General features: G+C 46.0%; 24 protein-coding genes and 1 riboswitch. Of the genes, 3 read left to right on the top strand and 21 right to left on the bottom strand.

The genetic code is table 11. The annotated features are described in order from the left end of the window. Positions 1-108 precede the first annotated feature (108 nt). From EV211_RS00455 to metK, 4 genes are all read right to left on the bottom strand, one after another. The gene (locus EV211_RS00455; RefSeq protein WP_133527462.1) at positions 109-849 is read right to left on the bottom strand and encodes a hypothetical protein; all 741 of its coding nucleotides are present in this window, start codon (positions 847-849) and stop codon (positions 109-111) included. An 89-nt stretch (positions 850-938) separates the two neighbouring features. Then, on the bottom strand, positions 939-1,400 hold the full coding sequence (locus EV211_RS00450) for a MarR family transcriptional regulator (RefSeq protein WP_133527461.1): 462 nt from the start codon (positions 1,398-1,400) through the stop codon (positions 939-941). A gap of 355 nt (positions 1,401-1,755) precedes the next feature. After that, positions 1,756-3,066, bottom strand: a complete 1,311-nt coding sequence (locus EV211_RS00445) for an aspartate kinase (protein WP_133527460.1) — start codon at positions 3,064-3,066, stop codon at positions 1,756-1,758. Positions 3,067-3,081: 15 nt separating this feature from the next. Further along, positions 3,082-4,263, bottom strand: coding sequence for a methionine adenosyltransferase (gene metK, locus EV211_RS00440; RefSeq protein WP_133527459.1), 1,182 nt, complete (start codon positions 4,261-4,263; stop codon positions 3,082-3,084). 93 nt (positions 4,264-4,356) lie between these two features. Further along, a riboswitch (SAM riboswitch) is annotated at positions 4,357-4,482 on the bottom strand. A gap of 108 nt (positions 4,483-4,590) precedes the next feature. On the opposite strand from metK, the gene EV211_RS00435 reads away from it, so the two are divergent. Both EV211_RS00435 and EV211_RS00430 read left to right on the top strand, forming a co-directional pair. Further along, positions 4,591-5,784, top strand: a complete 1,194-nt coding sequence (locus tag EV211_RS00435; protein WP_133527458.1) for a hypothetical protein — start codon at positions 4,591-4,593, stop codon at positions 5,782-5,784. 281 nt (positions 5,785-6,065) lie between these two features. Continuing rightward, the gene (locus EV211_RS00430) at positions 6,066-7,307 is read left to right on the top strand and encodes an alanyl-tRNA editing protein (protein ID WP_133527457.1); all 1,242 of its coding nucleotides are present in this window, start codon (positions 6,066-6,068) and stop codon (positions 7,305-7,307) included. Between the two features lie 59 nt (positions 7,308-7,366). Here the strand turns inward: EV211_RS00430 and EV211_RS00425 are convergent, their stop codons facing one another. From EV211_RS00425 to EV211_RS00380, 10 genes are all read right to left on the bottom strand, one after another. Then, positions 7,367-8,020 carry a 3-oxoacid CoA-transferase subunit B gene (locus EV211_RS00425; RefSeq protein ID WP_133527456.1) on the bottom strand — a complete coding sequence of 218 codons (654 nt, stop codon included), beginning with the start codon at positions 8,018-8,020 and terminating at the stop codon, positions 7,367-7,369. Continuing rightward, positions 8,008-8,730, bottom strand: coding sequence for a CoA transferase subunit A (locus EV211_RS00420; RefSeq protein ID WP_133527455.1), 723 nt, complete (start codon positions 8,728-8,730; stop codon positions 8,008-8,010). The genes EV211_RS00425 and EV211_RS00420 overlap by 13 nt, the downstream gene beginning before the upstream one ends. A 74-nt stretch (positions 8,731-8,804) precedes the next feature. After that, a complete protein-coding gene (locus EV211_RS00415; RefSeq protein WP_133527454.1) occupies positions 8,805-10,172 on the bottom strand; it encodes a TIGR00366 family protein in 1,368 nt (455 codons plus the stop codon). A 190-nt stretch (positions 10,173-10,362) separates the two neighbouring features. Continuing rightward, complete coding sequence (gene kamE, locus EV211_RS00410) at positions 10,363-11,163, bottom strand: lysine 5,6-aminomutase subunit beta (RefSeq protein ID WP_133527453.1); 801 nt, start codon at positions 11,161-11,163, stop codon at positions 10,363-10,365. Then, the gene (gene kamD, locus EV211_RS00405) at positions 11,163-12,719 is read right to left on the bottom strand and encodes a lysine 5,6-aminomutase subunit alpha (RefSeq protein WP_133527452.1); all 1,557 of its coding nucleotides are present in this window, start codon (positions 12,717-12,719) and stop codon (positions 11,163-11,165) included. The genes kamE and kamD overlap by 1 nt, the downstream gene beginning before the upstream one ends. A 12-nt stretch (positions 12,720-12,731) precedes the next feature. Beyond that, positions 12,732-14,375, bottom strand: coding sequence for a lysine 5,6-aminomutase reactivase ATPase KamC (kamC, locus tag EV211_RS00400; RefSeq protein ID WP_133527451.1), 1,644 nt, complete (start codon positions 14,373-14,375; stop codon positions 12,732-12,734). A gap of 14 nt (positions 14,376-14,389) precedes the next feature. Beyond that, positions 14,390-15,409, bottom strand: a complete 1,020-nt coding sequence (gene kamB, locus EV211_RS00395) for a lysine 5,6-aminomutase reactivase subunit KamB (protein ID WP_133527450.1) — start codon at positions 15,407-15,409, stop codon at positions 14,390-14,392. An 85-nt stretch (positions 15,410-15,494) separates the two neighbouring features. Further along, on the bottom strand, positions 15,495-16,766 hold the full coding sequence (kamA, locus tag EV211_RS00390; RefSeq protein WP_207667970.1) for a lysine 2,3-aminomutase: 1,272 nt from the start codon (positions 16,764-16,766) through the stop codon (positions 15,495-15,497). A 149-nt stretch (positions 16,767-16,915) separates the two neighbouring features. After that, the gene (gene kdd / locus EV211_RS00385; protein ID WP_133527449.1) at positions 16,916-17,977 is read right to left on the bottom strand and encodes an L-erythro-3,5-diaminohexanoate dehydrogenase; all 1,062 of its coding nucleotides are present in this window, start codon (positions 17,975-17,977) and stop codon (positions 16,916-16,918) included. Between the two features lie 204 nt (positions 17,978-18,181). Next, positions 18,182-20,263, bottom strand: coding sequence for a sigma-54 interaction domain-containing protein (locus EV211_RS00380; protein ID WP_133527448.1), 2,082 nt, complete (start codon positions 20,261-20,263; stop codon positions 18,182-18,184). A gap of 168 nt (positions 20,264-20,431) precedes the next feature. On the opposite strand from EV211_RS00380, the gene kal reads away from it, so the two are divergent. Next, a complete protein-coding gene (kal, locus tag EV211_RS00375; protein WP_133527447.1) occupies positions 20,432-20,821 on the top strand; it encodes a 3-aminobutyryl-CoA ammonia lyase in 390 nt (129 codons plus the stop codon). A 430-nt stretch (positions 20,822-21,251) separates the two neighbouring features. On the opposite strand, the gene EV211_RS00370 is transcribed toward kal, so the two are convergent. The 7 genes from EV211_RS00370 to EV211_RS11030 form a co-directional block, all read right to left on the bottom strand. Continuing rightward, positions 21,252-22,241 carry a M14 family zinc carboxypeptidase gene (locus tag EV211_RS00370; RefSeq protein WP_133527446.1) on the bottom strand — a complete coding sequence of 330 codons (990 nt, stop codon included), beginning with the start codon at positions 22,239-22,241 and terminating at the stop codon, positions 21,252-21,254. A 27-nt stretch (positions 22,242-22,268) separates the two neighbouring features. Next, positions 22,269-22,973 (bottom strand): pseudouridine synthase, encoded by a 705-nt coding sequence (locus tag EV211_RS00365; protein WP_133527445.1) that lies wholly within the window; start codon positions 22,971-22,973, stop codon positions 22,269-22,271. Further along, complete coding sequence (gene scfB / locus EV211_RS00360) at positions 22,960-24,345, bottom strand: thioether cross-link-forming SCIFF peptide maturase (RefSeq protein WP_133527444.1); 1,386 nt, start codon at positions 24,343-24,345, stop codon at positions 22,960-22,962. Before scfB ends, EV211_RS00365 begins: the two co-directional genes overlap by 14 nt. Continuing rightward, complete coding sequence (gene scfA / locus EV211_RS00355) at positions 24,345-24,488, bottom strand: six-cysteine ranthipeptide SCIFF (RefSeq protein WP_133527443.1); 144 nt, start codon at positions 24,486-24,488, stop codon at positions 24,345-24,347. The genes scfB and scfA overlap by 1 nt, the downstream gene beginning before the upstream one ends. A 79-nt stretch (positions 24,489-24,567) precedes the next feature. After that, the gene (locus tag EV211_RS00350) at positions 24,568-25,035 is read right to left on the bottom strand and encodes a low molecular weight protein-tyrosine-phosphatase (RefSeq protein WP_133527442.1); all 468 of its coding nucleotides are present in this window, start codon (positions 25,033-25,035) and stop codon (positions 24,568-24,570) included. 71 nt (positions 25,036-25,106) lie between these two features. Further along, positions 25,107-25,511, bottom strand: a complete 405-nt coding sequence (locus EV211_RS11130) for a DUF4143 domain-containing protein (protein WP_408608606.1) — start codon at positions 25,509-25,511, stop codon at positions 25,107-25,109. Positions 25,512-25,531: 20 nt separating this feature from the next. Beyond that, positions 25,532-25,966 (bottom strand): AAA family ATPase, encoded by a 435-nt coding sequence (locus EV211_RS11030; RefSeq protein WP_330564449.1) that lies wholly within the window; start codon positions 25,964-25,966, stop codon positions 25,532-25,534. Positions 25,967-26,368: the final 402 nt, after the last annotated feature.

Genomic DNA, 26,368 nt, shown 5'->3' with positions numbered 1-26,368 from the left:
GTTACACAGGCTTTTATTTTGCTTTTTGTTTGTTTTTTGTATACAAAAGGGGCCTCGTCATTAACGAATCTCTTATTCGTTAATGCGACAGCCCCTTACTTTTGTGATCTAAGTTCTGGCAGCCTGGGCTCTCTCCACCCAGGCGTTGATCCAGTTGCTGAATTCGCAAGCCAAATGGATCTCGTGCTGTGCCAGTATCTTCTTTGGCGTGATCTTCGGAAATTCGACCACCAGTTTCACATGACAACCATCAGTTGTATCACGCATCTGATGGCGAACGCCGCCTATAACAGTACCATTTTGTATCCTGCAGATCCCCGTAGCCTGGCTCGGATAAGCCGAATCAGCCTTTGAGTTCAGACCGTTCTCCTGGCCGAAACAAACGTAGAACAGGCTTTGTTTTGAGAGACCTCCGGAAGCTTCGATAACCTCCTGCTCGTTGTTCTCGCGACCGATCAAAAGCATGTGATCGGGATTCGCACTGAGATTCAGTCTGCGGTTAGCCTCATTATTATCAAACATCATTCCGAAATACTGGTCATGAATCTCCTGAGCGCTGGCACCGGCGACCTCCATTTCAACTTCACAAAAAGCAGTCTTGCCCCGCGAGATTTTTGCCAGCATTCCCGATGTGACGTCGTTGCTCTTGCAGTTCCTGGCTGTGATCTCGCGCATCTTCTGCTCAGGTATAGTCATCTTCAGATCCGTCAGTTCCTCAGCCGTGGCCACCTTAGGTGTGCCCAGCTCCTTAGTAAGAAAATCAGAAATAAAGTCCACCCTCTTCTGCTCCCAGTCCTTAATGGTTTTCTTGGGCACTTCCTGACCTTTAATAAATACTTTGACTCCCATGGTAATTCCTCCTCTTTGGTTGGGTTTTTGTTTAGTTCTAAACAATCATGGTATAGTGATGGAACAAAACATTTCCCCTGTAGTGACTGCTAAACCTTACTCTTATAGTCCAGCATGCTCTCCTCGATCTGGTCTAAAAACTTCTCGATGCTGGCCAGGCCCTCGACCGTGTAGCTGTCCATCAGGTTATTCAACTTGCCGTAGAGCTCCTCGTGATATTTTTCATGGCCATCGTAAATGCGCTGGCCCTCCTCGCAGAGCTCGAATCGGATATTCTTATTATTGTCATCACTCTGGACACGCCGGATTATATCCTTCTTCTCCAGCGCCTTGGCCATCTGCGAAACGGCCCCCTTGGTCACTCCCAGATAATCTGTAAGCTCCGTCAGGTTCGCCTCGGGATGCTTGCCGATCATGTCGATGAGATGGATGGACGCCGTCCGCAGAGGCGTGGTGCCATCAAAGCTCAAAGGTATATTCTGAAAGTGCACAATCGTATTGGAAATCCGATAATACTGCCGCAAAAGTTTCTCTGATTCTGCCTGGTTCATTGCTTTGCTCCTTACTGTTTAATAAATTTAGTATATGCCTAAACTAAATTTATGTCAAGGCCTTTCTCACAACCAGGCGAGCCGTCCTTCCCTCGAACGATTTCGCAGGAGCAGATACAGTCCCCGACGAAATAAAACGACAAGAATAGCAAACACTATGCACTGTCTGAAGTTGAAGCAAAGGGTGAACACTCGAGGAGACCATACTTGTATGATCTCCTCGAGTGTTCACCCTTTAGAGCCTTGAAAAGGCTCCCTCGCTTCAACGAGTTTGCATAGTGTTCTATTCTTGGTTTTATAAGTCGCAGGGGCTGTTCGCGCACGAGGACCAGTGAGGGGAAGCGGCGGCTCGCTTCTATACAAATGCCTCGTATATAGCCTTTATAGCTTTATTGAAATCCTTATTCTCGACGCCGACGATGATGTTCATCTCGCTGGAGCCCTGGTCGATCATTCTGATATTGACCTTGGCCTCTGCAAGTGCCGAGAACAGTGTGGCCGAAACGCCCGGGCGGAAACTCATTCCGTATCCAACAGTAGCGATCAGCGCGATATTCTCGAATATCTCTATATTGTCCGGTTTCAACTGAGCGTTGAACTCGTCAACTATCTCATCCAGCCTGCCGTCAATGGCGTCGTTGGAGATAACTACGGAAACCGTGTCGATACCGCTTGGAAGATGCTCGAAATTGATATCGAAGTCCTCCAATATCATAAGTATACGGCGTACGAAGCCCTTCTCCTTGCTGAGCATATTCTTATACAGGGCGATTACGGTAAAGTCCTTATTGCCCGCAATGCCCGTTACTACCTTTCCGCTGGTTTCATCCTCGGCGGTAATGATAGTGCCCTTATCCTCAGGGAAATTGGTGTTCCTGATATTGATAGGAATATTCGCTATTCTCACCGGATAGATGGCGTCCTCGTGGAGCACCGAAGCCCCCATGTAAGACAACTCACGCAACTCTTTGTACGAGATGCGGTCTATCGGTTTCGGATTCTTGACTATGCGTGGGTCCGCCATAAGGAAGCCCGACACATCGGTCCAGTTTTCATAAGCGTCGGCCTCGACAGCGCGAGCCACCAGCGATCCTGTAATGTCCGAACCGCCGCGAGAGAAGGTCTTGACCTTGCCTGTGTCTTTGCAGGTTCCGTAGAAGCCCGGCAACACGGCGTTTTCATGTTTTGCCAGCTCTGTCTTCAGAGCCTCGTTAGTCTCCTCCGCCAGAAGTCTGCCTTTGTTATCGAACAAAATGAGACCTGCGGTGTCGACGAAGTCGTAACCCATGAAGGCTGCCACCAGAACGGCCGACAGGTACTCGCCACGGCTGGCAATGTAGTCAGAGGTGGTCTCCTGCTTCATCTGTTCGTGGATGGCGTCAAAATGCGTCTGCAGATCTACGTCGATGTTAAGATTCATTTTCACCGCGGCAAACCTGTCCGTCACTACCTGGAAAACCTGATCATAAGGGATGTTTTGTTCCATATGAGTCTGGCACAGGTACAACAGATCTGTGATTTTGTTATCGCTTTCAAAACGCTTGCCCGGAGCGGAAACTACTACGAATTTCCTGTCCGGGTCAGCATTGATTATTGCCTTGGTTTTGGTCAGCTGGATCCCGTCTGCTACGGAAGACCCTCCGAATTTAGCTACTTTTACTCCCATCTATTTATCAGCCTCCTATTTCAGCTCGGCCTTCAGCTCGTCAACTTTATCCAGATGCTCCCATGGCAGGTCGATATCTGTTCTTCCAAAGTGACCGTAAGCAGCTGTCTGTCTGTAGATAGGTCTTCTCAGATCTAACTCTTTGATGATTGCTGCAGGGCGAAGGTCGAAATGCTTATTTACGATTTCTGCGATCTTCTCATCGTCTAATTTACCTGTTCCCTCTGTGTCTACCATTACGGATACAGGTTTGGCAACGCCTATAGCGTATGCCAGCTGGATCTCGCATTTGTCGGCAAGACCTGCCGCTACTACATTCTTAGCCGCATATCTTGCAGCGTATGCAGCAGAACGGTCAACCTTAGTTGGGTCCTTGCCTGAGAAAGCGCCGCCGCCATGACGAGCGTATCCACCGTAAGTATCAACTATGATCTTTCTTCCTGTAAGTCCTGAATCTCCGTGAGGTCCGCCGATAACGAATCTGCCTGTAGGATTTACGAAGTACTTGGTCTCGTCGTCCAGAAGTTCCGCAGGTATTATAGGCTTGATGACATGTTCGATGATGTCAGCTCTGATCTGCTCCTGTTTGGCACTTGGATCGTGCTGAGTGGATACGAGAACTGTATCGATTCTCTTAACCTTGTCTCCGTCGTATTCAACTGTTACCTGAGTCTTGCCGTCAGGTCTCAAATATTTGATAGTTCCGTCTTTCCTTACCTTGGTAAGCTGAAGTGCCAGCTTGTGAGCCAGTGAAATAGGCATTGGCATAAGTTCAGGCGTCTCATTGCACGCATAGCCGAACATCATACCCTGGTCGCCTGCGCCGATAGCCTCGACCTCATCATTCATAGAGCCCTCTTTGTGCTCTAATGCGTCGTTTACGCCCATGGCAATATCGCCGGACTGCTCGTCGATAGCCTGCAGCACTGCGCAGGTGCTTGCGTCGAATCCGTATTTGCCGCGAGTGTAACCGATATCCTTGATGACTCCTCTGACAATCTTAGGAATGTCAACATAGCAATTAGTACTGATTTCTCCCATTACCATGGCATATCCTGTAGTCGTAGTTGTTTCACAGGCAACTCTTCCGTTAGGATCCTGTTCCATTATTGCATCCAGGATAGCATCCGAGATCTGGTCGCACATTTTATCAGGATGTCCCTCAGTAACTGATTCTGATGTAAATAATCGTTTCATTTTCTTTACTCCTCCTTCAAACTATTAATCCCTAACAAGTACAAAAATAGCCTTTTCTTCTCAGAAAGAAAAGGCATGGTTTTTCAAACTCATTCCTCATCTTTCAGAATACTAGATTCTGTAGGATTTGGCACCTTGCCTGTCATCGGCCATACGCCGCCTGACTTCCAGGTTGCCGGGCATCAAAGGGCCTAGTCCCTCCGCCGCTCTTGATAAGGATTATTTCTACATCATTATACTCTTTAGTGATTCTTTGTCAATATACAATCTTGCCTATTTTGTCTAAAGACGGTATACTTTTAACAAAGGAAGAAATGAGGTAATGATTTGGAACAGGATGTACGCAGATTCAAAGTAATAGAAGGCGGGCTGGACAAGCCCGTTACATACACCGGGGATCAGTCTTTCCGGTCGGCATGGATCACAGATACCAGGCTTATGGGGGTATTTTGCATGGGTGTCCACTGGCGTATGAACAAAAAGGAAAAGGCCCAGGACCGCGACTTGCATCAGTACTTTTATTTCGATGCTGAGGATCTGGGCTTCGACAGGTTCGAGTGGGTCTTTGGCAAGGACAAAACTAAACTCGAGGATACCGAGGCGTCCATGATCGGCTGTCTTGGCGGATCCAAGGTGGACATAGATCTGGTGGATGCTATCTACCTCCTGAAGAAATATGTGCATTTTAACGAGGTCAACGGCCTGCCTCTGCCAAATGGCAAAGAAAACTATATGTTCATGACGTCTATAGATGTACATCTGTCTGACGCTGCTGCCAGGCGATTGCTGTCCAAATGCTGCATCCGCTTTTCCTCTAAGACTGAGCTGGCTAATTATTTCATTATGCGTTACGTGGCCCGCGATACCGAGGCCCTGTCGATCCTCTGCCCTCCGAATATGCCAACGCCTGCGCCATGCAGTCGGCAAGGCTATATTTTGTACAAAAATGACGTGTCACCTACGGAGAATAATGATGTCTGCCGTTGCGCGTCACTGGTCGGCAATGATGCCGGATACAGGTTGCTGGTGTCTGAGCTTGAAATCAAGAATATGCTTGTGTGTGGATTTAAGCTTATTTCCAATATGGAAATAAGCGATGCCGAGGCATACATGAATCTGTCGCACTCAGAGTTCGTGACTATATACGATTATTCGGGGCCGTCGGAGGTTCTCAACAGGCAGTCGTCCCGGCTCACCAAGAATGCTATGATAATGAATGAGCACGGCGGCACCACCTGTATGATGTTGAGAAGCAATAATGAGCATGTCAATAAGAAGAACTACAAACTCTATGATGATATGATGGGCATCTACCATCTTACGGGGGATGGGCAGCTTATCATAGCGGCCAATAGCCTTGATGATATACAGCGGCTGGAGATGGATCTGACTTTTTCAACTCTGTACGCTGACCTGAAACTGAAGAACAGTTATGAGTTCAACGAACCGGTCCTCGCACAGTATCTGGAGAGTGATTTTTCAGATTTTATGGACTTTATTGATGCGATAAAATTAGACTAAAGTACAAGTTTGAAAGCAACAATTATGTAAACCCCTGTTCGTAATTCGCAAACGGTTTTCAACAATCGATAATCCCCAGTTTTTAAGGGCAAAGTGAGTTTTCCACAGGGTTTTCAAAAATTGTATACAATTTTATCAACAGATACCTGTTGATAACTCGAATCCGTATAAACCCATAAGTTCCAACGTTGTACAGGTTCAAACGGGTTTGTCAAGATGTAGTTTTCCACATTTTTTTGTTCGCCGTTATTATAAACTTGGTAAAGTTACCTGGAGGTCTTATGTATACAAGAAAAGCCTTTGAAAAGAGTGAATATTTAACCAAATGGGACTCCATTATCACTTCTGTAGAAGAAACGAATGGTAATTTTTTGGTTATTTTTGAGTCAACAATCTTCTTCCCAACCGGGGGTGGACAGAACTGTGATACCGGTACAATAACATCACCTGAGAGGGGCTCTTCTGCCCAAATATCTGATGTGAATATTCGGGATGGCGTCATCTATCATACCCTTGAAAATGTCCGGGGTGATTTCCAGCCGGGAGATAAGGTCACTATGGAAATCGACTGGCCCAACAGATTTGATAATATGCAGCGCCACTGCGGCGAGCACATATTGTCCGGGGCCTTCTACCGTCTCTACGGCGGCATGAACAAAGGTTTTCACATGGGAAAGGACTTCATAACCATAGATATCGCTTTCCCCCATGGGGATCCTTATCAGCAGGTGACCTGGGAAATGGCTGAAGCGGCAGAAGCCGATGCTAACGCCGTTATTCAGTCAGACGTTCCCGTGACCGTCGATTACTTTAAAACCCGCTCAGAAGCCGTAAAAATGCCTCTGCGCAAAGCCCTGGCCTTTGATGAGGATATCTCAGTAGTAACCATTGGTGACAAAGAGCATCCTATGGATTGTGTCGCCTGCTGCGGCACCCACCCTTCCACCGCCGGACAGGTTGGCCTGATCAAGATTTACAAAATAGAGCCTAACAAGGGCATGTCCAGGGTGTTTTTCGAGGCTGGCGGCAGAGCCTATGCCAAATACCGCGATCAGTTCGATGTTCTATACGACCTGGGGAACCGCCTGTCAGCCGGTTATGAGGACATATTGTCTAAATACGATAAGCAGGTCAGGAGAAACCAGGAAAGCCGTGACAGGCTACACAGACTGACACAGGTCTTGGTATCGCAGAAAAGTTCACAGATACTCAGTGACCTGTCATCAGTATCCGAATGCATGCTTGTATATGAGGAGGATCTGTTTACTGCAGACGACATCCTTGATATCGGCAAAATCATAGAGCCCTCCATAAAAGGGCTCGTTGCTCTGATAGCTACTGATACCAATACAGTATTCCTGTTTTCCGGCGGCGAACCGGCCTGCGGAAAGTTTGTCAAAGAATATGCATCCGATTTCGGCGGCCGCGGAGGCGGCAAGGCTAATATGGCCCGGGCGGTCTTCCCGGATAAAGCTGGATACAAAGCCTTTATCGCTGCTATAGATCCGCATATATGCAAATAATGAGTATCTAAAAAAAAGGGAACTGCAATGCAGTTCCCTTTAATATCGTCAATTTGCGATTAGTCTTCCATAGGTTTCAGATCAGGTGAGAAGATCAACTTGCAGCCTGTTGCTGCCTGCATTTCTTCCTTAGTGAAATCCGGATGTAATTCTGTTACAACCAGACCCTCTGGTCTTACTTCCATAACGCCCATCTCAGTTATGATGAGGTTTACGCACTTCTCTGCTGTAAGAGGAAGTGTGCACTTCTCCAGGATTTTAGGATTACCCTTCTGAGTATGTGTCATAGCGATAATGCACTCTTTGGCGCCTTCCACCAGGTCCATTGCTCCGCCCATTCCGGCAACTTTCTTACCAGGGATGATCCAGTTAGCAAGGTCTCCGTTTTCAGCAACCTGCATAGCTCCCAGAACAGTTGCGTCCACATGTCCGCCTCTGATGATTCCGAAACTTGTTGCTGTGTCGAAGAAATTAACTCTTGGAAGAGTTGTAACATAGCTTCCGCCTGAGTCGATAACATCTACATCCTGTTTTCCATCTTCAGCCATAGAATCTAGGCCTGTGAATCCGTTCTCTGAATGTATCGTAACCATTATATCTTCTGGAATAAACTGTGGTACCATAGTAGGAAGACCGATTCCCAGATTTACTGCATCTCCGTCGTGCAGCTCTTTTGCTACTCTCTTAGCAATTCTTGCTTTTATATCTGCCATTTTGGTTCTCCTTCCACTACATCATTGACCATAACTCCTGAAACTGCAAAGATATCAGGGTCAACTGATCCAATTTCAACCAGCTTTTCTGTTGCTACTACTACGTGATCTGCAGCTCCTGCCATTACGTAGTTATAGTTCTTAGTAGCCTTAGCACTCATGAAATTGCCAAATCTGTCGCAAAGGGATGCTCTGCAGAAAGCATAATCTGCATGGAGAGGTCTCTCAAACAGGAATTTCTTTCCGTCGATTACAACTGTCTTCTTCTCTCTGCCAAGTTCATCTTTCTCAGTCTCCATAGGAGTACCAAGACCAGTCGGTGTAAGAACTCCGCCTAACCCGTAGTTAGCTGCTCTGATTTTCTCAGCCAATGTTCCCTGTGGAACCAGAGTATATGTCAGGGTGCCATCTGCAAACTGCTCGTTAAGTCTAGGATTTACTCCAAGATGTGAAGCGATAATATGGTCTACCATGTGGTGTTCCAGAAGTTTACCGATTCCTCTAGGGGTTTTTCCCGGTCCATTAGCAGGCTGTCCTTCGGCTAATCCGCCGTCGTTACCTATTACTGTCAAATGCTTTACGCCTTTTCTGACAAGAGCGTCCATAAGGATCTCCGGTGAACCTGTTCCCAGGAAGCCGCCGACCATTATAGTCATTCCGTCTTTAACGCCTGCAACCGCTTCATCAGCAGTTATAACTTTGTTAATCATTTTTACTAATCACCTTTCTATTAAAAATTTAATTAACTATATCAATAGCTAGCCCGACATGTTGATCTGACTACCTACAATAGTCCTACTATGACGAAACCACCGCAAACGACGATTCCGACAAATATCAGTGTTATCAAGCAGTATCCCATGATATCCCTTGCGGATAGTCCCGCGATACCAAGAGCAGGTAATGCCCAGAATGGCTGGATCATGTTGGTCCAAGCATCTCCCCAGGCAATAGCCATACCTGTAACTGACGGATCTACGCCAAGTTTCAATCCGGCAGGCATCATTATAGGTCCCTGCACTGCCCACTGTCCGCCGCCTGACGGTACGAATATGTTTACGATACCTGCTGACAGGAATGTAAACAACGGGAAGGTAATCTCATTTGAAATAGATACAAAGAAATTACTAATGCAGCCTGCCAGGGATGTGCCGCCCTCTGGGGTGAACACCATCATACCCATAATGCCCGCATAGAACGGGAACTGAAGGATGATGCCCGCAGCGCCTTTGGTAGACTCAGTAACGGCTCTGACGTAGCCGATAGGAGTCTTATGGAATATTATTCCTAAAACAAGGAATATGAAGTTTACTATATTAAGTGTAAGGTTAAATCCTGCTGTAGCGAAATAATATACCAAGAATATCAATCCTGCAACAGAAATTATTCCCGAGCATACGACGCTGTTCTCCAGTTTCTCTGCCGGAGTAACCGGCTTGGAGTAAGCTATCTCTTCTTCCATAAGAAGTTTAGGATCTACTACTATGGTCTCTTCCGGTGATGGATGCATCTTCGCATTGATAAATGGAAGACATATTATAATTACCAGAACCATCAGCAGATTCCATGGTGAGAATATCGTCTGTGAAGTTGCTATTACGCTTGTTACTGCTCCGCCTGTAGCTGTAGCCAGTGTGCTCGCTGCTCCTGCAACGTCCGGCGTAGCCAATGCCAGTGGAATAGAACCGGAAAAGCCTGCGTGCCAGATAACGAATCCCGAATAAGCGGAAGCTATCAGTAATCTGTAATCAACACCCTTGACCTGCCTTGCAATTTCTTTCGCAAGGATAGCTCCTACTACTAAACCGAATCCCCAGTTCAACCAGCAAGCTATCAGTGAAAAGAAAGTTACTACTATTATACTCTGTTTAGGCGTCTTGGCAATACTTGCGATTTTTGAAATCAACCGCTTGACTGCCGGTGCATTAGCTAGAGCACTTCCCAGTACCAGTACCAACGCCATCTGCATTGAAAATGCCAATAGATTCCATACTCCTGTACCCCACGCATTGATAATAGTGATCGGGCCCTGCTTAGTAGCAGGCATAGCACCCAAGAATACTATTACTGTCAATACGATACAAAAAATGAAGGGATCTGGCAGGAAACGATTCACAAGATGAACGCATCCATTAGTAAGTTTCTTAAACATCTCTTTTCTCCTTAAATAACAATAACAACGGTGATAATAAATACAATATGAATAATATCATTGCACCTTCATTATAGTCCTGTAAGGAGTTATTGTCAATTAATTGTCAAACATTGTCTTAGACGTCAAAACACTTAAATTTCAACGTCTAAGACATATTGTTCAGAAATTAACACAAAACTATTCAGTTTTATCTGTCTTCTATCTTAGGCTTTTTCTGCCAGCCTCTCTTGACGATCTCTTCCATTATGAATGACATAACGTGTTCTGCGTATTTTCCAGGGCCAAAACCAGCATCATAACCCAGCTCCTGAGCCATGTCATGTGAGATTCTAGGACCGCCGCATGTAAGAATGATCTTATCACGCAGGCCTTCAGCCTCAACCAGTTCAACCATGTTTGTCAGGTTCATGATGTGGATATCCTTCTGAGTAACTGTCTGTGAAACCAAAATGGCATCGGCATTTACTTCCTTAGCCTTTGCTATCAGTTCTTCATTAGGCACCTGTGAACCCATATTGTACGCTACTACGTTCTTGAATCTCTCAAGTCCGAAGTGACCATGGAAGCCCTTCATCTGGATTATAGCATCAATACCAACTGTATGTGCGTCTGAACCTGTGGAAGCTCCTACAACTACTACATCTCTGCCGATGTTGTCTGCGATCCACTTGCCGCACTCTTCTCTATCGAAGATAGGAACATCTACCTTGTTGACCTTGATCTTAGTGAAGTCAACGGTGTGCTGTGCCTTAGCGTAAACTACGAAGAACGTATATCCCGGGCAAAGCTCGTGATAATATGTTACGTTAGGCTCTTCCATTCCCATTTTTCCAACATACTGTTTAGCTGCTTCTTCTGCTTCTTCACCGTAAGGTACCGGAAGCGTGAAAGCCAATTCCATATAGCCATCATTCATAGTGTCGCCATAAGGCTTAACTTTAGTCAGATCAACCTGTGAGGTTGCTGCTCCGCAATTCTTATCTGCCATTATTCTGCACCTTCTTTCATTAGTGGAATAAATGGGTTGAAGTACTGATCGTCTTTGACGCATACTCCGTCAAGTCCATGTCCACCGTCTTTAGGTCTCTTGACTCCGCCGAATTTGCCCTGCTCAATAGTTGAGAACAAGCCTTCCTTCTCGATATCTGCAAGGAGATCGTTAGCCTTAGAAAGTACTAACTGAGCTCTCTTCTGGATGATTCCGTCTTTCTTGAATTCGACTTCTTCTCCCAGATCTCTGCAGTTATTAAAGATGTAAGATGCGTTCTCGATCGACAGGTATCTGTCCTGCATATGCGGTGTCAGAATAGCCTCCGTCATCATTCCCAGCAACTGGATGGACTGACCTGACCAAACTGAAACCAGATTGAACAGAGCGTCCTGTATATGACCTCTGAAAATATTACCTGTCATATACTTGGTTGGAGGCATGTATTTCAGGCAGGCGTTAGGGAATATTTCCTTAGCCATTATAGCCTGAGCCAACTCATAAAGGAATCCGTTCTTCGTCATTGGATCCATCTCGAAGGCATGGCCAAGGCCCATCTGCTCTTCTTTAATGTTTGCAAGTACTGCGAACTGTTCATTTATGAACTGTGAAGCTGTAACTGTATGAGCTGCTTCATAAGCGTCATCTGTAGTCAGGTAGTTATCCTCGCCTGAGTTGAAGATGATTCCGCAGTAACCGATGATTACACGGCTCATATACTGGTCTACCAGTGTTCTCTGCATATTGATATCTCTGAACAAAATACCATATATAGCATCGTTCAGCATCATGTCAAGTCTTTCAAGAGCTCCCATGGCTGCGATCTCCGGCATGCACATTCCTGATGAATAGTTGCAGATTCTGATGTATCTGCCAACTTCTTCTCCTACCTCGTCAAGACCTTTTCTCATGATCCTGAAGTTCTCCTGTGTAGCGTATGTTCCGCCGAAGCCTTCAGTTGTAGGTCCGTAAGGTACATAGTCAAGAAGTGACTGTGCAGTAGTTCTGATAACTGCTATTACGTCAGCTCCCTGTCTGGCCGCTGCCTTAGCCTGAACAACGTCCTCATAGATGTTGCCTGTGGCTACGATTACGTACAGATATGGTTTGGTGCCTTCGCCCAGTGTTTTCAGATACTCATCTCTCTTAGCTGTCTGAGCCTTGATTTTCTTAAGGGACTCGTGAACAGCCGGCATTATTGCCGCTTCTGCATCTTTGGCAGATGCTGTATCAAGTTTGGTGATTTCCAACTCACCTGCAGAAACCTTTTCAGCGATTTCCTGTGGCGTAAGTCCTGTCTGGATCATTGCATTGCCCATCCAGTACGCTGTACCTCTCTGAAGTCCGCCTGCTGCCTGGATCTGTTCAACAACAACATTTGGAAGCGGAGTTTCAACATCGTCAATGCCATCAACTCCCAACAACCTCAGGATCGTTCTCTCTGTGCTTACTGTAGTATGCGCATCGATGAATTCCTGCATGTCCTTGGCGATATTTGCCGCATGATTACGGGCGCTATCGACCATTTTAGGATCAATGTTTAATTTGCTTTTCATCCTACTATCTCCTTATTCAATATATTTTTTTGCTCCATTTATGATCTCATCACTGAGACCGAGCATTTTTGCTATATTTAAAGCATCTTTGGGTATTTCTCTGTTTTCCGTGACGGTATAGAGTCTGTAGTCCATATACCTGGAAATAATATTGATTCGTTCTTTTCTGTTTGCTATATGCAGTTCGCTGTCCAACTTTCTGAAATCCGCATCTGCCAGACCTCTAACCTGCATATTCACAATGTCTTTCTCTTCTGTAACCGCCTCGAAATGAGTGGTTATCAGCGAAATGTATGTTTTCTTTTTCAGATAATCTATTATGCTCTTGGTCAAGGCCAATCCTTCAACGGGATTCGTCCCGCTGGCTATCTCATCAATGAGCAGGATAGTTCTATCCATGCTGTTGTCCAGCATTTCCTTCAACTCTTCCATTTCACTACCGAAACTGGAAAGACCTCTCTCCACCGACTGGCTGTCGCCTATCAGTATCTGCATATAATTTGAAAGCCCTATTCTGGCCCTGGTGCACGGAACAAAGAATCCGTACTGAGCAAGTATAGGTACCAGACCGGCCAGTTTCAATGAAATGGTCTTCCCTCCCATATTCGCTCCCGTGATACAAGTCACACCGTCAGCCAGTTTGATACTTACGGGGCAATACTCTTTTTTCTTGGAATTGAGGATATCCTCTACCTGCAGTTGTCTACCGTTTTCTATTTCAACGATATGCTCTTGGACTATTTCCGGTTTAACGCAATTATGCCTGATTCCATAAATAGCTTTCGCAAGGGCCAGATCCAAAGCTCCCACTTTGTCACAGTTGCTCCTCAGGATCTCATCGTATTTGGCGACTCTTTTGGAAAGAGCCTCCCGAACAACGAGTTCCTCCTCCTCGATTTCACTGTTGACATCTTCTATTTCCTTGACGTGTTCGAATACTTCTTCAGACTTGCCAAGTTCGAAGGTCACTGACATATAGTCTTCTGTGACCTGCTCAAGATCCTTGATCTGCTTTGCTTTCTCCAACTCTTCGCTGGACTTGGAAATTATTACGTCAAACTTAGGCGTCAGCACGATGCCATAGTCCTTTCGAATCTCCTCTTTCCTCGCCTTCTGAGCCTTCCTTACTAAAATTTCAAGCTCATGTTTCTTCTTTCGCGATTCTGCCAGTTTTTCTGAAAAGTCATCGTAGATATAAAAAGTGTTAAGCCGGTCTTTCCTTGGATCTAGACAATCCAGCAGCTCCTCAACATCCTCCAGAATATATTCCTTCGGTACTGCACAATCCGGATCTTTACATATTTTATCCAGGTCTTTCATCTGCAAAAGCAGAGATTTCACTTCGAAGAGTTCAACTACTGACAGTGCAGTCTTATGACTGCGCTCCAAAGTGTAGGATAGGTCTTTCATCATCATGAAATTTTCCTGCATCTTAGATACTTGTCTCTCGCTGGCTTTAACGAAGGTCATCATGCCCTCGACTTTATCAAGTTCGGCCCTCAGCTCTTCTTCCTGACCGGGATAGAAGGGCTTAGTCTCCTTAAGAAGTTTCTTTCCGAAAGGCGTATTCAGATCTAAATTCTGCATTACATACTCGAGCCCTGTTTCAGTCCTGGTTTTTACATTAGCCAGTCTTCTATTAGCGCCTTGTTTCATAACTGCTCCTTAAATCACATTCTTACATCTAATACCGGAATATCCGGAAGCGCCTCCTGCATCGTATCCCTCAACGTTCCATGGTCGAAAGAATAACCGCTCGGCGCATATGGATTAACGGTCACTGCCGCAATCTCTATGTTCTTCAGGACACTGACTATGAATCCCTTCTTAACAAGCTGTCTCCAGTCCATAACATTGATAAATATCCTCGTAGGATCTTTCAGAATGAATTTGACCTGTTTCAGCTTGTCGCGCTCTATATCAGCGATAACGCTGTTAGTGAACGCGCCCGGGATATACACATATCTGGTATTCTCATTGATAGCGTCATCTATGAACCGACTGGCTCCGAGACCCGTAGTCAGGTTGAGTTTATTGATCTTACCCTTGTCATCAACGAGCATAACTCTGTTTTCATGACTATGTTTAGCGATCTCATCTCTCACCTTGCCCTCTTCAAGAACAGGGAGATTATACAGATTCACTACATGGCTGGTCTCCTCCACAACCTTCTTGATACTCCTCGAGAGCACTGCTCCCGTAGAAAGTATAATGGCGTCCGAAGTGTCCGGTGACGCAATGGACTTTCTATCTATGGCCCCGTCTATCAGAATCAGTTCTGTCCCCATATCAAACATCCTACCGCACATCTTCTTGGTTTCAGCAGTTGCAACAGGTCCGGCTATCTGAACATACCCGCTCTCGCATACTCTGCAAAGCAAAACATCGCCTAATGCTGTTCCGAATTTAGTCATTTCAACTATTTCCAGTCCAGCTTCAGCTAAATCGTAAAGCTGCGATGGTATGGACACGATAGTGTCCTCGTAAAGAAACACCTTAGGTTTATCCGTTCCGGTAACCAGATCCAGCGTTTCGCCGTCTCTTCCTGTTGATGTGATGCCTAGTGTAATGCCTTCATCGTCGGCCTCTTCTATCAAATAGTTCAGGGCCGTGGTTTTCCCAGCATTTTTGGCCATTCCGACAATTGATAGGGTTTTATATTTGGTTGATAGATCGTAAAGCAAGCCCATGTCAATATCCTTTTATTGAGGCTATAGGGAGACCGAAGCCTCCCTATAGTCTATAACCTTATAGGTAGCTACCTAAGCAGTTTCCCTATCTATTCTGATTCCTCTTATTTCTCTCGTGTCTAGCCATGTGAGCAGGCTCGATCGTCTTGATCTGAAGTCCTTCGCCCAATGCTGAAACGCCTTCGTACTCGTATTTCTTCTTGCCTGTGCAATAATCGCAATGGCATGGAAGATCCGGCAGACGAGGCTGAGTATAAGTAGTAATAACTCCCTCGTAGTTTCTCAGAATAACCTTATCAGGTGTCTCTGAAATTACGTACTGAGGCTGTACAGGTGTCTTTCCGCCACCGCCAGGAGCGTCAACTACGAATGTAGGTACGCAGAATCCTGAAGTATGACCTCTCAGACCCTCGATGATCTCGATTCCTTTAGCAACTGATGTTCTGAAGTGCTCGATACCAACTGACAGATCGCAGATGTAGATGTAGTAAGGTCTAACTCTGTTCTTAACCAGTACATGAACCAGGTCTCTCATTATATGCTTGCAGTCGTTAACTCCTCTGAGCAATACTGACTGGTTGCCTAGTGGGATGCCAGCATCAGCCAGCTTCTTCAAAGCAGCTTCTGCATCCGGTGTCATTTCCTTAGGATGGTTAAAGTGAGTATTCAGCCAGATTGGGTGATACTTAGCAAGCATCTTAACCAAGTCGTCTGTGATTCTCTGTGGCATAACTACAGGAGTCCTTGTTCCGAGTCTTACGATCTCAACGTGATCGATCTTTCTCAGCTCGCTGATGATGTACTCGAGAGTATCATCCTCAACCAGAAGAGCGTCTCCGCCTGAAAGCAGTACGTCTCTAACTTCAGGAGTCTTCCTGATGTATGCGATACATGCATCGATATCTTCTCTTGATCTTGCTCCATCAGTTTCTCCTGCGAGTCTTCTTCTGGTGCAATGACGGCAGTACATTGAGCACTGGTCTGTGATCAGGAACAATACTCTGTCAGGATATCTGTGAGTAAGTCCAGGTGCCGGTGAATCTGAATCCTCATGAAGTGGATCAGCATCATCAGCTTCTGATCTATGCATTTCAGCAAGTGTAGGAACAGCCTGCATTCTTACTGGATCTCTTGGATCATCAGGATCCATCAGTGATGCGTAGTAAGGAGTGATTCCAACTCTGAATCCGCCCATTACCTTTTCGATATCAGCTTTTTCCTGGTCTGTCAGGTTTACAACTGCAGCAATGTCCTCTACTGTGGACAATCTGTGTGATACCTGCCAATGCCAATCGTTCCACTGCTCGTCTGTAACATCCTTGAATAGAGGGATGTCCTTCCAATTTCTAATTGCCATAATAAATCTCCTATCGTTTACTAATAAACTGTTTATTTTGTATGATATTAAAGAATATTCATGCATGCCCAGCAGAGCCGCCCATGCAGCCCTGTCAGTCATGCTATTTTACAATAGGTATTAACTTGCTAGATCTGTGTGCAAATCAATTATGCATACATCTCCTGGAACAACTTTCTCAGTCCGTCATGATCTCTCAGGCACTGAAGTGTGATCTCTGCATGGCCCTTGCAATATCCGTTACCAATGATCATGTTAACGTCTTTGCCAACGCCCTCTGCACCCAGAGCAGCCTTAGTGAAGCTTGTAGCCATTGAGAAGAAGTAAACAACTCCGTCATCCTTGCATGCAAGAACTGAAGCCATCTCTGTGTTCTCGATGTTTACGCAGTTGATAACTACGTCGCAAAGCTGTCCGTCTGTAAGTTCCATGATCTTGTCATACATTCCAACTGCATCTGTAGCATCAATGTGGAAGTACTCGTCAGCAAGATCAAGATTCCTTGCTCTGTCTTCTGATTTCTGTGAACCTGCTGCGCAGATTACCTTACCTGTAACGCCAGCTCTCTTCTTAGCCTCGAACAGGCAAAGAAGTCCGGATTTTCCGCCGCCGCCGATAACCAGTACAGTCTGTCCTGACTGAACGAGTTTAGCTGTCTGAGCAGGAGCTCCTGCTACGTCTAATGCTGAAAGAGCAAGTCCTTCTGGCATATCATCAGGCAACTTAGCATAGATGCCGCTCTGGAACAGGATAGCATGTCCAGTAATGTCAACCTGGTCGATTGAAGCTCTCATCTCGTGGATCTCATCGATTACGAGCGGTGTCAATGACAGTGAAACCAGTGTTGCGATCTTGTCTCCAACCTTCAGGTCGCCCTTCCAGTTAGGTCCGATTTCTTCAACTGTTCCGATAAGCATTCCGCCGGAACCTGTCCATGGGTTCTTATGCTTGCCAGCTTTGGCAACGATTCCCATCATGCAATCCTTGATCTTCTGGATCTCGTCTGCTGAAAGGTCATCTGTAGGCTTCTTGCCTACTGACTGTTTAACGATCTCTGTGAATGAAGCTGAATCTATGTTCAAAGTCTTAACGTTGATTTTAACTTCGTTATCGTAGATCTCCATGTTGTTGTCGATTACGTCTGCTGGCTGTGGCAGAACTCCTTTAGGTGAAATTACTCTGTGAGTTCCATATGGGTTTCCTTTTTTCATTATCGTATCCTCCTAGAAAAATAATATTAATTATAAGCCGAAGCTTACTACTGACTAAATATAATTATAGTGTTATGGTAATTATATGTCCACATTTAAGTACAATTCCTTTGTGAAATTTTTGCTAATCTCAATTGTGAACCGTTTTATGTTCAATCTTAAAAGGCTATGAACCTATATGGATTCATAGCCTTGCCCGCCTTATTACAAGTTGTATTTTTTCTTCTTCCGTACCAGCTGTGTCTGACTTATGCCAACGGCTTTCGCGATTTTTCGCGTCGATCCGTACTCCTCGCAGGCATGCTTCAGAATATTTTTCTCAAAGTTCTGCACCATCTTTTCAAGGTCCATGACCTTGTCCGGGTTCTCATTTTCCAAAGGCGGCTCTATGGCCGATGAATCGAAAATGTCTCCGTGAAGTTCCTTCATAACATCTATCAACGTGATCTGCTCGTTGTTTGCAGACATCATAAGCCTCTGAACGACATTTTCCAGTTCTCTGATATTGCCCGGCCAGTCGCACTGTTTCAAATACTCCACAGCATCCCTGTCAATAGTCCTCTTCATATCAAACTTGCCGCCATACATTTTAAGGAAGTGGTTGACCAAAGCAGGTATGTCACCCGCTCTTTCCTTCAGGCTCGGCACCTTGATCCGTACTACGTTCAGTCTGTAATAGAGATCTCTCCTGAAACCGCCGGCCTCTATGAGTTCTTCAATGTCGCGGTTCGTCGCCGACATTATCCTCACGTTTGTTTTGATAGGCAGCGTCCCGCCCATCCTGTAAAACTCGCCATCCTGTATGACCCGCAGAAGCTTTGCCTGCATATCCTGAGACAATTCCCCCACATCATCCAAAAAGATAGCCCCGTTGTCCGCCAGCTCAAAGTACCCTTTGCGCTCGCTGGAGTTCTCCCCGGACAGCACGCCCTTCTCACAGCCGAAAAATTCCGCCTCGATCAGTGTCGGCGATATGGACGCGCAGTTTACTTTGATAAACGGTTGCATCTTCCTGTTGCTGTTTTTGTATATGATGTTAGCGACTTTTTCTTTGCCAACGCCGGTCTCGCCGGTGATGAGCACGTTGCAGTCGTACTTGGACACGGTCAGGATCTCATCCAGGACGGCCGCCATGGCTCTGCTTTCGCAAACAAAATCTTCTAACATGGTCTTCCGCTGTCCGGAGACTTCCTGGAGTCTGGTGCGGCGGTTGATCGGGTACGCCGGATCGTCGTCAAGCTGCTCGCTGGTCTCAACGGCTGACTCTATGTAAGGGGCAAGCTCCTTGACGATCTCGATGTCAAATTTATCGTAGGCTTCCACATAGCCGTCGGCGCATCTGATGTCAAGCTGCCTGGAGATGGACTCCGTAATGTACAAAGCGATGTTGTAGTTGTTTATGAGGTTGGCAAAGACTACCGTGCCGCCTTTCTTGGTTGCCAGGATGTTTATGGTCTCTGCGCCGGGTATGTCTGCGCAGTTGACCGATAGGTCAAAGGGTGCCTTGGTATCCAGGTCAGCCAGACATTCCAAAGGTTTAAGAATGTCTACCCGTTTGACCTCGGTGAAAATGCCAGTCATGAGTTTTTCTATAGAACTGCCCTTCAGGACGGCGTAGGCCTTCTTATCCAGGAGGCATACGATTTCAGCATCCTCCCGGGCTACTTTCTTGATGGCATATCCGTAGAAAATGTTTGTCAGCTGGTTATTGCCGACTACGAGGAATTTCTTCTTGCCAACGGCAGTGCTGCTGATTTTCAAAAGCGTGCCTGACTCGTTCAGGGCAAAGAGCATCAGGTTGATCGGCACGTCCTCGGGTTTGCGCACCAGCGGTACCAAAGGGTACAGTATGGCGTAGCCTTCAACATCTACCTGACCGAAGGCCCGGTCTATGGCTGTGACCTTGTCTATATATAATGGTATGGAAGTCAGGGAAGCGTTGCACACTACCCGGTCTCCAACTTCAAAGCCTTTATCGTTTGGATACTCAGCACCGATCTCCGTAATGAAACCGCAGAACAAACCGCCCGTGTCTGTTACGGGGTTATGCAGTTTGCCACGCCTGATAACTATATCCATTATTTTCTGTTTGATACGTTCATCGTTATCGTTGGCCTCCAGGCATATCTGCTTGAAGCTGGTTCCTTCTATATGTATCTTATTGACTGCGATTTTCAACTCGAAGGGCATTATCTTCCTGCCGTTGTCCAGTTTCCAGGCCGATACAGGCAGGACATACTGGGGTTCCAGGACTCTATTAATACCAAAGTCAAGGTTCTGGTTCATTTTCAGTTCACTCCTTTTCCATCGAACACAAATCGGTTCAAGTGTCGTCACTCAAATCATAACGCAATTTGTAATATTTTGCAAATATTATTTACTTATGGATAAATCATAGATATAATGTCATTATGTATTTTAAATAATAAGTTGAAAAGCAAAGGAGAATCTAAAATGGAAAAAGTAACATCATTGATCAGAGTTAGAATGTCTGCTAAGGACGCTCATTACGGCGGAGAATTAGTTGACGGAGCACATATGGTTCATCTATTCGGAGATGTAGCTACAGAGCTGCTTATCAAGTTGGACGGAGACGAGGGTCTTTTCTGCGCATATGATAACGTAGAATTCCTGGCACCTACATATGCCGGAGATTATATCGAAGCTTACGGCGAAATCACTAAGGTTGGAAACACTTCAAGACAGATGAAGTTCGAAGCAAGAAAGGTTGTTGTTTCAAGAAAAGACATCAACGCTTCAGCTGCTGACTTCCTTGAGGAGCCTATCGTTGTTTGCAGAGCTACAGGAACTTGCGTAACTCCTAAAGAGAGCAAGAGAAAATAGTTTAGCAAGATAGTTAAACAGCCTTCTGCAGAATGCGGGAGGCTGCTTTTTTATTGGGAACAACACCGTAGGGCTTCGCTGGTCCTCATAGCAGGTAGCCATATAGTCTCACTCGCCAAGAACAGAATGTGCGGCGAACTCGTTGAAACCTTTTAATGTGGCTGATAGGAATTCATTACAGCCACATTTCAATGGTGTTCACCTTGAAATATCATGCAGGCATGATATTTCTGCGATTCACACCCTTGGGTTTCAACTCAAACAGCGCCACACATTTGTCTGTTCTTGTTGCTCGTCTGCGACTATGGCTACAACTGCCACTGCGGAATCACTCTGTCCTACGGTATTGCTCCTTGGTTATTGATTATTATCCAAATTGGCTTATTTACCAAACCCAAAACCCCAGTCACTTTCAACCAGGCCGGGCCGGCTATTTATATTTCTTAGCGGTGGCGGCGAGTACATTCTTATACTTACTGTAAATCGAATTAAACTGGCTATGTGGTACAGGGATCCTGTTTCCCGTCTCGATGCAGACATAAGGCTTATGTGTCGTCTTAATAATATAATGCTCGAAATCTCCGTGGTCATTCTTGCTGGCGCTCTCATTGATCGGGCGGTAGCCGTTGAAAGATCTGATCATCTTAACGAAACTCCAGCAGGCCGACTTGTACTTCTTGCTGTAATATCCCCAGTAAGAAACATTGCCCATACTGTGCATATTGATGAAAGCCTGAATATCCGTGCACCCGCTCATGGCCGTCAGGATTGCCTGAGACTCAAGCTGATCCTTAGCCGTCTTGCCGCCGTAATAAGCATACTGCGGCTTCTTGGCCCCTTTGGACCAGACCTTGTAATTTCGATTCAGATCCACGCCGAGAGCATTAGCCTGCCAGTTTCTATATCCGCCGTAACGGTACATCTTCTGAACCTTTGCGCGCAGAGTCTTGTTGCGGATGACAGTGCTGGAGCCGGTGGTCGCAATGGCCACGCCGTCGGGATTGACCATTGGCATTATAACTATGCAGACATTATTAAAAAGGTCTGCGTAGCTGGTGCCTTTGTACGAGCCCGTATTATAATTAGCGCAGTAATACTCCACGCTTTTCATGACTACCTGACCGTTGATATATTCCCGGGCGTGCATGTCCGCAGTAACAAAAATCTGCTTGGGAGCGTTACGGTTGCCCAGGTATAAACAATAGAGGCTCCTGTTGTCGGCCGTCTTGCCAAGGACCTCGCTCTGAAGGATCTCAGGGTAGGCCGCCGTCAGCTGAGCGACATCAGCCTTCAGATCTCCATAGGTGTATTTACTGTCGGAGCTGCTAACCACAGCGCCGTGGCTGACAACAGTGGCAATAGTAAACACCATTACCAGCGCAGCCGCCAATAAGATCGACTTTCTCAAACTCAATTTCATTATTAATGCCTTTCTCCAAGTGTTGCTCTACATATCCATCAGATATTCGATTTCGCTCTGGGTCAGCTTCCGGTACTGGCCCGGCTTCAGGTGCCCAAGCTTGATGTTTCCAATAGAAATACGCTCCAGTTCCTCTACGCCATAACCCACTGCCTCGAACATGCGGCGGATCTGGCGATTTTTGCCTTCGTGGATGGTGACCTCCAGAACATTCGATCTTCTGGTTCCCTCCACCAGATCCACCCGGGCCCTGGAAGTGACGAAGCCTCCTATGTCGACGCCGTGACGAAGCTTTCCGATTTTTTCTTTGCTGATGTTTCCTGCGATCCTGACGCGGTAAACCTTGTCCACGCGGTTTTTCGGGTGGGTCAGCTTGTAGGCGAAGTCGCCGTCATTGGTCAGGAACAAAAGTCCGCTTGTGTTGTAATCCAAACGTCCTACCGGGAATACGCGCTCCTCCACATCCGTCAGCAGATCAACTACTGTGAGCCTGCCTTTATCATCGGTCACTGAGGTGATGACTCCGATCGGTTTATTCATGGCGAAATAGACCTTCTTCTCGCTGGCCTCCAGCTTGTGGCCTTCCACCTCGACTACGTCACAGGTGACCACATCATATCCGGGTTCATTCATTGTCAGGCCGTTGACCTTGACCTTGCCGGCCTGTATCAGCTCATCCGCCTTGCGCCGGCTGGCATAGCCCGCGCCGGCAATGTATTTATTTATCCTCATTTTCTTCTCCGTAAGTTTCTGCAACTTTCATCATTATAGCGCATTCTATGCGCTTTTTAAAGAGTTTGCAGCCATATTCGTATATGCCTTTGATGGAGCCTGTGCCGTGATAAGCATTGGCAGCACAGCCGCCGGAGCAGTATAGCCTGGCCCAGCAATCACGGCATTCTTCGCGAGCATAGACATTGCACATTTTGAAATCCTTCAAGAGTTCGCCGTTTGTGACTCCCTGCCAGATGTCGCCCATTTTAAACTTTTCCTCGCCGACAAACTGATGGCATGGGTAGAGATCTCCCCAGGGCGTCACAGCGTAATACTCCGTGCCGGAGCCGCAGCCCGAGATCCTTTTGTATATGCAGGGCCCGCCTGTCAGGTCTATCATATAATGATAAAAGGTGATCGGGTGGCCTTCCCGCTCACGGCGGAGCATGTCCTTGGCCAGGATCTCATATTGCTCGCAGATCTTCGACAGGTCCTCTTCAGTCAAAGCGTAGGGGTCTTCCGGTCCGCAGACTACCGGCTCCATAGACAGCTGGTCGAAGCCCAGGTCTGCCATATGGAAAATGTCATTGGTAAAATCCACGTTATTATGAGTGAAGGTCCCGCGCATGTAGTAGTCCTTGCCGCCTCTGGCTGCAACGAGTTTCTGGAAGCCCGGCACTATCATGTCGTAGCTGCCGCGGCCGTCAGGAGTCTTGCGAAGCCTGTCATGAACCTCTTTGCGTCCGTCCAGGCTCAAAACCACATTATGCATCTCTTTGTTCGCGAAGTCGATAACGTCGTCATCTATAGCCACGCCGTTAGTTGTCAGGGTGAAGCGGAAGTTTTTATTATGCGCCTTTTCTATAGAACGGCCGTAACGTACGATTCCCTTGACTACGTCCCAGTTCATAAGGGGCTCGCCACCGAAGAAATCCACCTCCAGATTCACTCTGTCGCCGGAATTTTCTATGAGGAAGTCCAGGGCCCGCTTGCCGGTCTCCAGACTCATGAGAGCCCGCTCGCCATGGAATTTTCCCTGGCTGGCGAAGCAGTATTCGCAGCTGAGATTGCAGGTGTGAGCCACATGAAGGCACAGGGCCTTTATATCCGTGTGACGGTTTTTCAGGTCGAAAGCCCGGGGCTCGTAAGTGTCCTCTTCAAAGAGTTTCCCGTCTGCCTTCAGCTGATCCACATCGTCGAAGACCTCATTCACATCTGCCATCGTCACGGGATATTTCTTCATGATCGCATCTGCGATCTCCTGCCGGCTCAGGTTCCCCTCATAAAAAAGCTGGATGATGTCATAAGCAACATCATCCACGCAATGTACGGAACCACTGTTCACATCCAGCACTATGTTATAACCATTTAACTTGTACTGGTGTATCATTATTCAGCCTTCTCACACTTCTGGTTAGCAACGCCGCATGAAGTCTTGCACGCCGACTGGCATGAAGTCTGGCATTCGCCGCAACCTCCGTTTTTAACGCTGTCTTTCAGGTTTCTTGTTTCAATTGTTTTGATTCTTTTCATTTTATCTCTGCCTTTCGTTTTTTATAGTACGGAATATATCTTACCTATTTTCACAGGTTTTGTCAACTTTTACCGGGATCTACAGGTCATGAGCTTCCTTCAGGCATTTAAGCAGCCCGGACAAACCCACCAGTATATCATCGTAGGTATCGTCAAAATCGTGAGTGTACCACGGATCCGGGATGTCCTTGTCATTGTCCGTGAACTCCATGAGTTTGTAGGTCTTGCCGTCGGGATCGCCGTTGAACAGCTGCCGCAGCTCGCGCATATTCAGTTCATCCATACCTATTATATAGTCGAACTCTTCATAGTCGCGGCTGGTCATCATGCGAGCCTTCTTGTTTTCATCATAGGATACGCCGACTGCCTCCAGCTTTTCTCTGATTCCCTCATGTATGCCGTTTCCTATTTCCTCAGTGCTCAGGGCCGCCGAATCAACATATATCTCGTCATCCAGCTGCCTGTACTTGACCATATCCTTCATCATGAACTCCGCCATAGGCGATCTGCATATATTGCCATGGCAGACGAATAATATCTTTATCATTTTCTTGTAACTCCTGTTAAAATCTAAACGCAACATACTTAATATACCATATTTCACACAATTCTTCCATATCAATTCTTCAGTTGCTTCAGAGCCAGTCCAATCAACCGGTCCGTCTGGTCTGCCATGAACAATGGGATATTCAGCATATCATCATCCAGTTTCAGATTATCCAGGGAAAATCTGATTCGAAGTTTGACCTGATCAGGGAACAACTCCTTGAATTTTTTCAAGCTCTTGCTGGTAGTATTAGCCTCAGACTTGACTTCCACTGGAAAGATATCGTTCTCACGTTGAATAAGAAAGTCCACTTCATAAGACGGATTATTCCGGCTCCAATATCGAGGCGTAACTTCAAATTGTGTAAGCAACGTTTGAAGGACATAGCTCTCGGTCAATGCGCACTCTTTGACAACCTTGTATATAAACTCTTTATTCTCTCTTGCGAGCTGAGATGGGACAGACTTCCAAATCATAGAAATTTTAGGGAATTCACTTAGATCGGGATGCTTGGCAAAATCCCTCTCATAAGCGCCGAGTATTTCCAGCAGAGCCTCCTGCATAGCTGAGTGAATGTCATGGGGTCTATCTGCATGAAGTTGACCTTCCCTACAGGAAAGGTAGATGGCTTCGCAAGAGCAATACCGAACAGAGAACCAGCGCAGGCAATATGGTACTGCGAGGCGTTTTCACAAAAATACTTCATGGAGTTAATGACCTTAGGGCAATCTTGTACCTCATCAAAAATAATCAATGTCTGTTCCGGAACAATCTTCTGCCCACTGGCCAGCATTAAATTCTGAAGAATACGTTCCACATCTTTAGTGGTCTCGAAAAACCGCCTGTACTCCTCGTTTTCATAAAAGTTAAAATAGGCTGTATTCTCATAATAACGTCTGCCAAACTCCTTTAGGATCCAGGTTTTCCCCACTTATCGAACGCCCTTTAAAATAAGCGGTTTACGATAAGGTGATGTTTTCCATTTCAGCAATTTATTTAAAATCAGTCGTTCCATGGGTGGCCTCCTCTCACACTTTTATATATATTTATGTGTATAATAATCACACTTTTATTATATCAGGAATTACAACTCTATTTTTTCAATTCTTAAAATTATCTAACTGTCTACTGGCAAAAGTGATTTCCACCCCTGTGTGTCGATATGGATGAAGATGAGCGACTGGGATGGTGAACGGTCGCTCAGCTTTTTTCTTATATACAAATTAATATTATCCATCATCAGATCCACCTTTTCCTGTGTAAGATGTTGGCATGATACCTTCTTAGGCAATATACTATCAATTGATAGTAGTCAACATTAAAGATATTTGGA

Source organism: Aminicella lysinilytica (genome assembly GCF_004362975.1).
Classification (GTDB): domain Bacteria; phylum Bacillota; class Clostridia; order Peptostreptococcales; family Anaerovoracaceae; genus Aminicella; species Aminicella lysinilytica.
This window is presented reverse-complemented; position numbering and strand designations above follow the sequence as displayed.

Coding starts and splice junctions, on each gene's coding strand:
- EV211_RS00350 (WP_133527442.1), bottom strand. CDS start 25,035: ATGATAAAGATATTATTCGTCTGCCATGGCAATATATGCAGATCGCCT.
- kamD (WP_133527452.1), bottom strand. CDS start 12,719: ATGAAAAGCAAATTAAACATTGATCCTAAAATGGTCGATAGCGCCCGT.
- EV211_RS00380 (WP_133527448.1), bottom strand. CDS start 20,263: ATGAACCAGAACCTTGACTTTGGTATTAATAGAGTCCTGGAACCCCAG.
- kal (WP_133527447.1), top strand. CDS start 20,432: ATGGAAAAAGTAACATCATTGATCAGAGTTAGAATGTCTGCTAAGGAC.
- EV211_RS00415 (WP_133527454.1), bottom strand. CDS start 10,172: ATGTTTAAGAAACTTACTAATGGATGCGTTCATCTTGTGAATCGTTTC.
- EV211_RS11130 (WP_408608606.1), bottom strand. CDS start 25,511: ATGATTTGGAAGTCTGTCCCATCTCAGCTCGCAAGAGAGAATAAAGAG.
- kamA (WP_207667970.1), bottom strand. CDS start 16,766: ATGGCAATTAGAAATTGGAAGGACATCCCTCTATTCAAGGATGTTACA.
- EV211_RS00450 (WP_133527461.1), bottom strand. CDS start 1,400: ATGAACCAGGCAGAATCAGAGAAACTTTTGCGGCAGTATTATCGGATT.
- EV211_RS00430 (WP_133527457.1), top strand. CDS start 6,066: ATGTATACAAGAAAAGCCTTTGAAAAGAGTGAATATTTAACCAAATGG.
- EV211_RS00370 (WP_133527446.1), bottom strand. CDS start 22,241: ATGAAATTGAGTTTGAGAAAGTCGATCTTATTGGCGGCTGCGCTGGTA.
- EV211_RS00365 (WP_133527445.1), bottom strand. CDS start 22,973: ATGAGGATAAATAAATACATTGCCGGCGCGGGCTATGCCAGCCGGCGC.
- EV211_RS00455 (WP_133527462.1), bottom strand. CDS start 849: ATGGGAGTCAAAGTATTTATTAAAGGTCAGGAAGTGCCCAAGAAAACC.
- EV211_RS00445 (WP_133527460.1), bottom strand. CDS start 3,066: ATGGGAGTAAAAGTAGCTAAATTCGGAGGGTCTTCCGTAGCAGACGGG.
- scfB (WP_133527444.1), bottom strand. CDS start 24,345: ATGATACACCAGTACAAGTTAAATGGTTATAACATAGTGCTGGATGTG.
- scfA (WP_133527443.1), bottom strand. CDS start 24,488: ATGAAAAGAATCAAAACAATTGAAACAAGAAACCTGAAAGACAGCGTT.
- kamC (WP_133527451.1), bottom strand. CDS start 14,375: ATGAAACAAGGCGCTAATAGAAGACTGGCTAATGTAAAAACCAGGACT.
- EV211_RS00425 (WP_133527456.1), bottom strand. CDS start 8,020: ATGGCAGATATAAAAGCAAGAATTGCTAAGAGAGTAGCAAAAGAGCTG.
- kdd (WP_133527449.1), bottom strand. CDS start 17,977: ATGAAAAAAGGAAACCCATATGGAACTCACAGAGTAATTTCACCTAAA.
- kamB (WP_133527450.1), bottom strand. CDS start 15,409: ATGGGCTTGCTTTACGATCTATCAACCAAATATAAAACCCTATCAATT.
- kamE (WP_133527453.1), bottom strand. CDS start 11,163: ATGGCAGATAAGAATTGCGGAGCAGCAACCTCACAGGTTGATCTGACT.
- metK (WP_133527459.1), bottom strand. CDS start 4,263: ATGAAACGATTATTTACATCAGAATCAGTTACTGAGGGACATCCTGAT.
- EV211_RS00420 (WP_133527455.1), bottom strand. CDS start 8,730: ATGATTAACAAAGTTATAACTGCTGATGAAGCGGTTGCAGGCGTTAAA.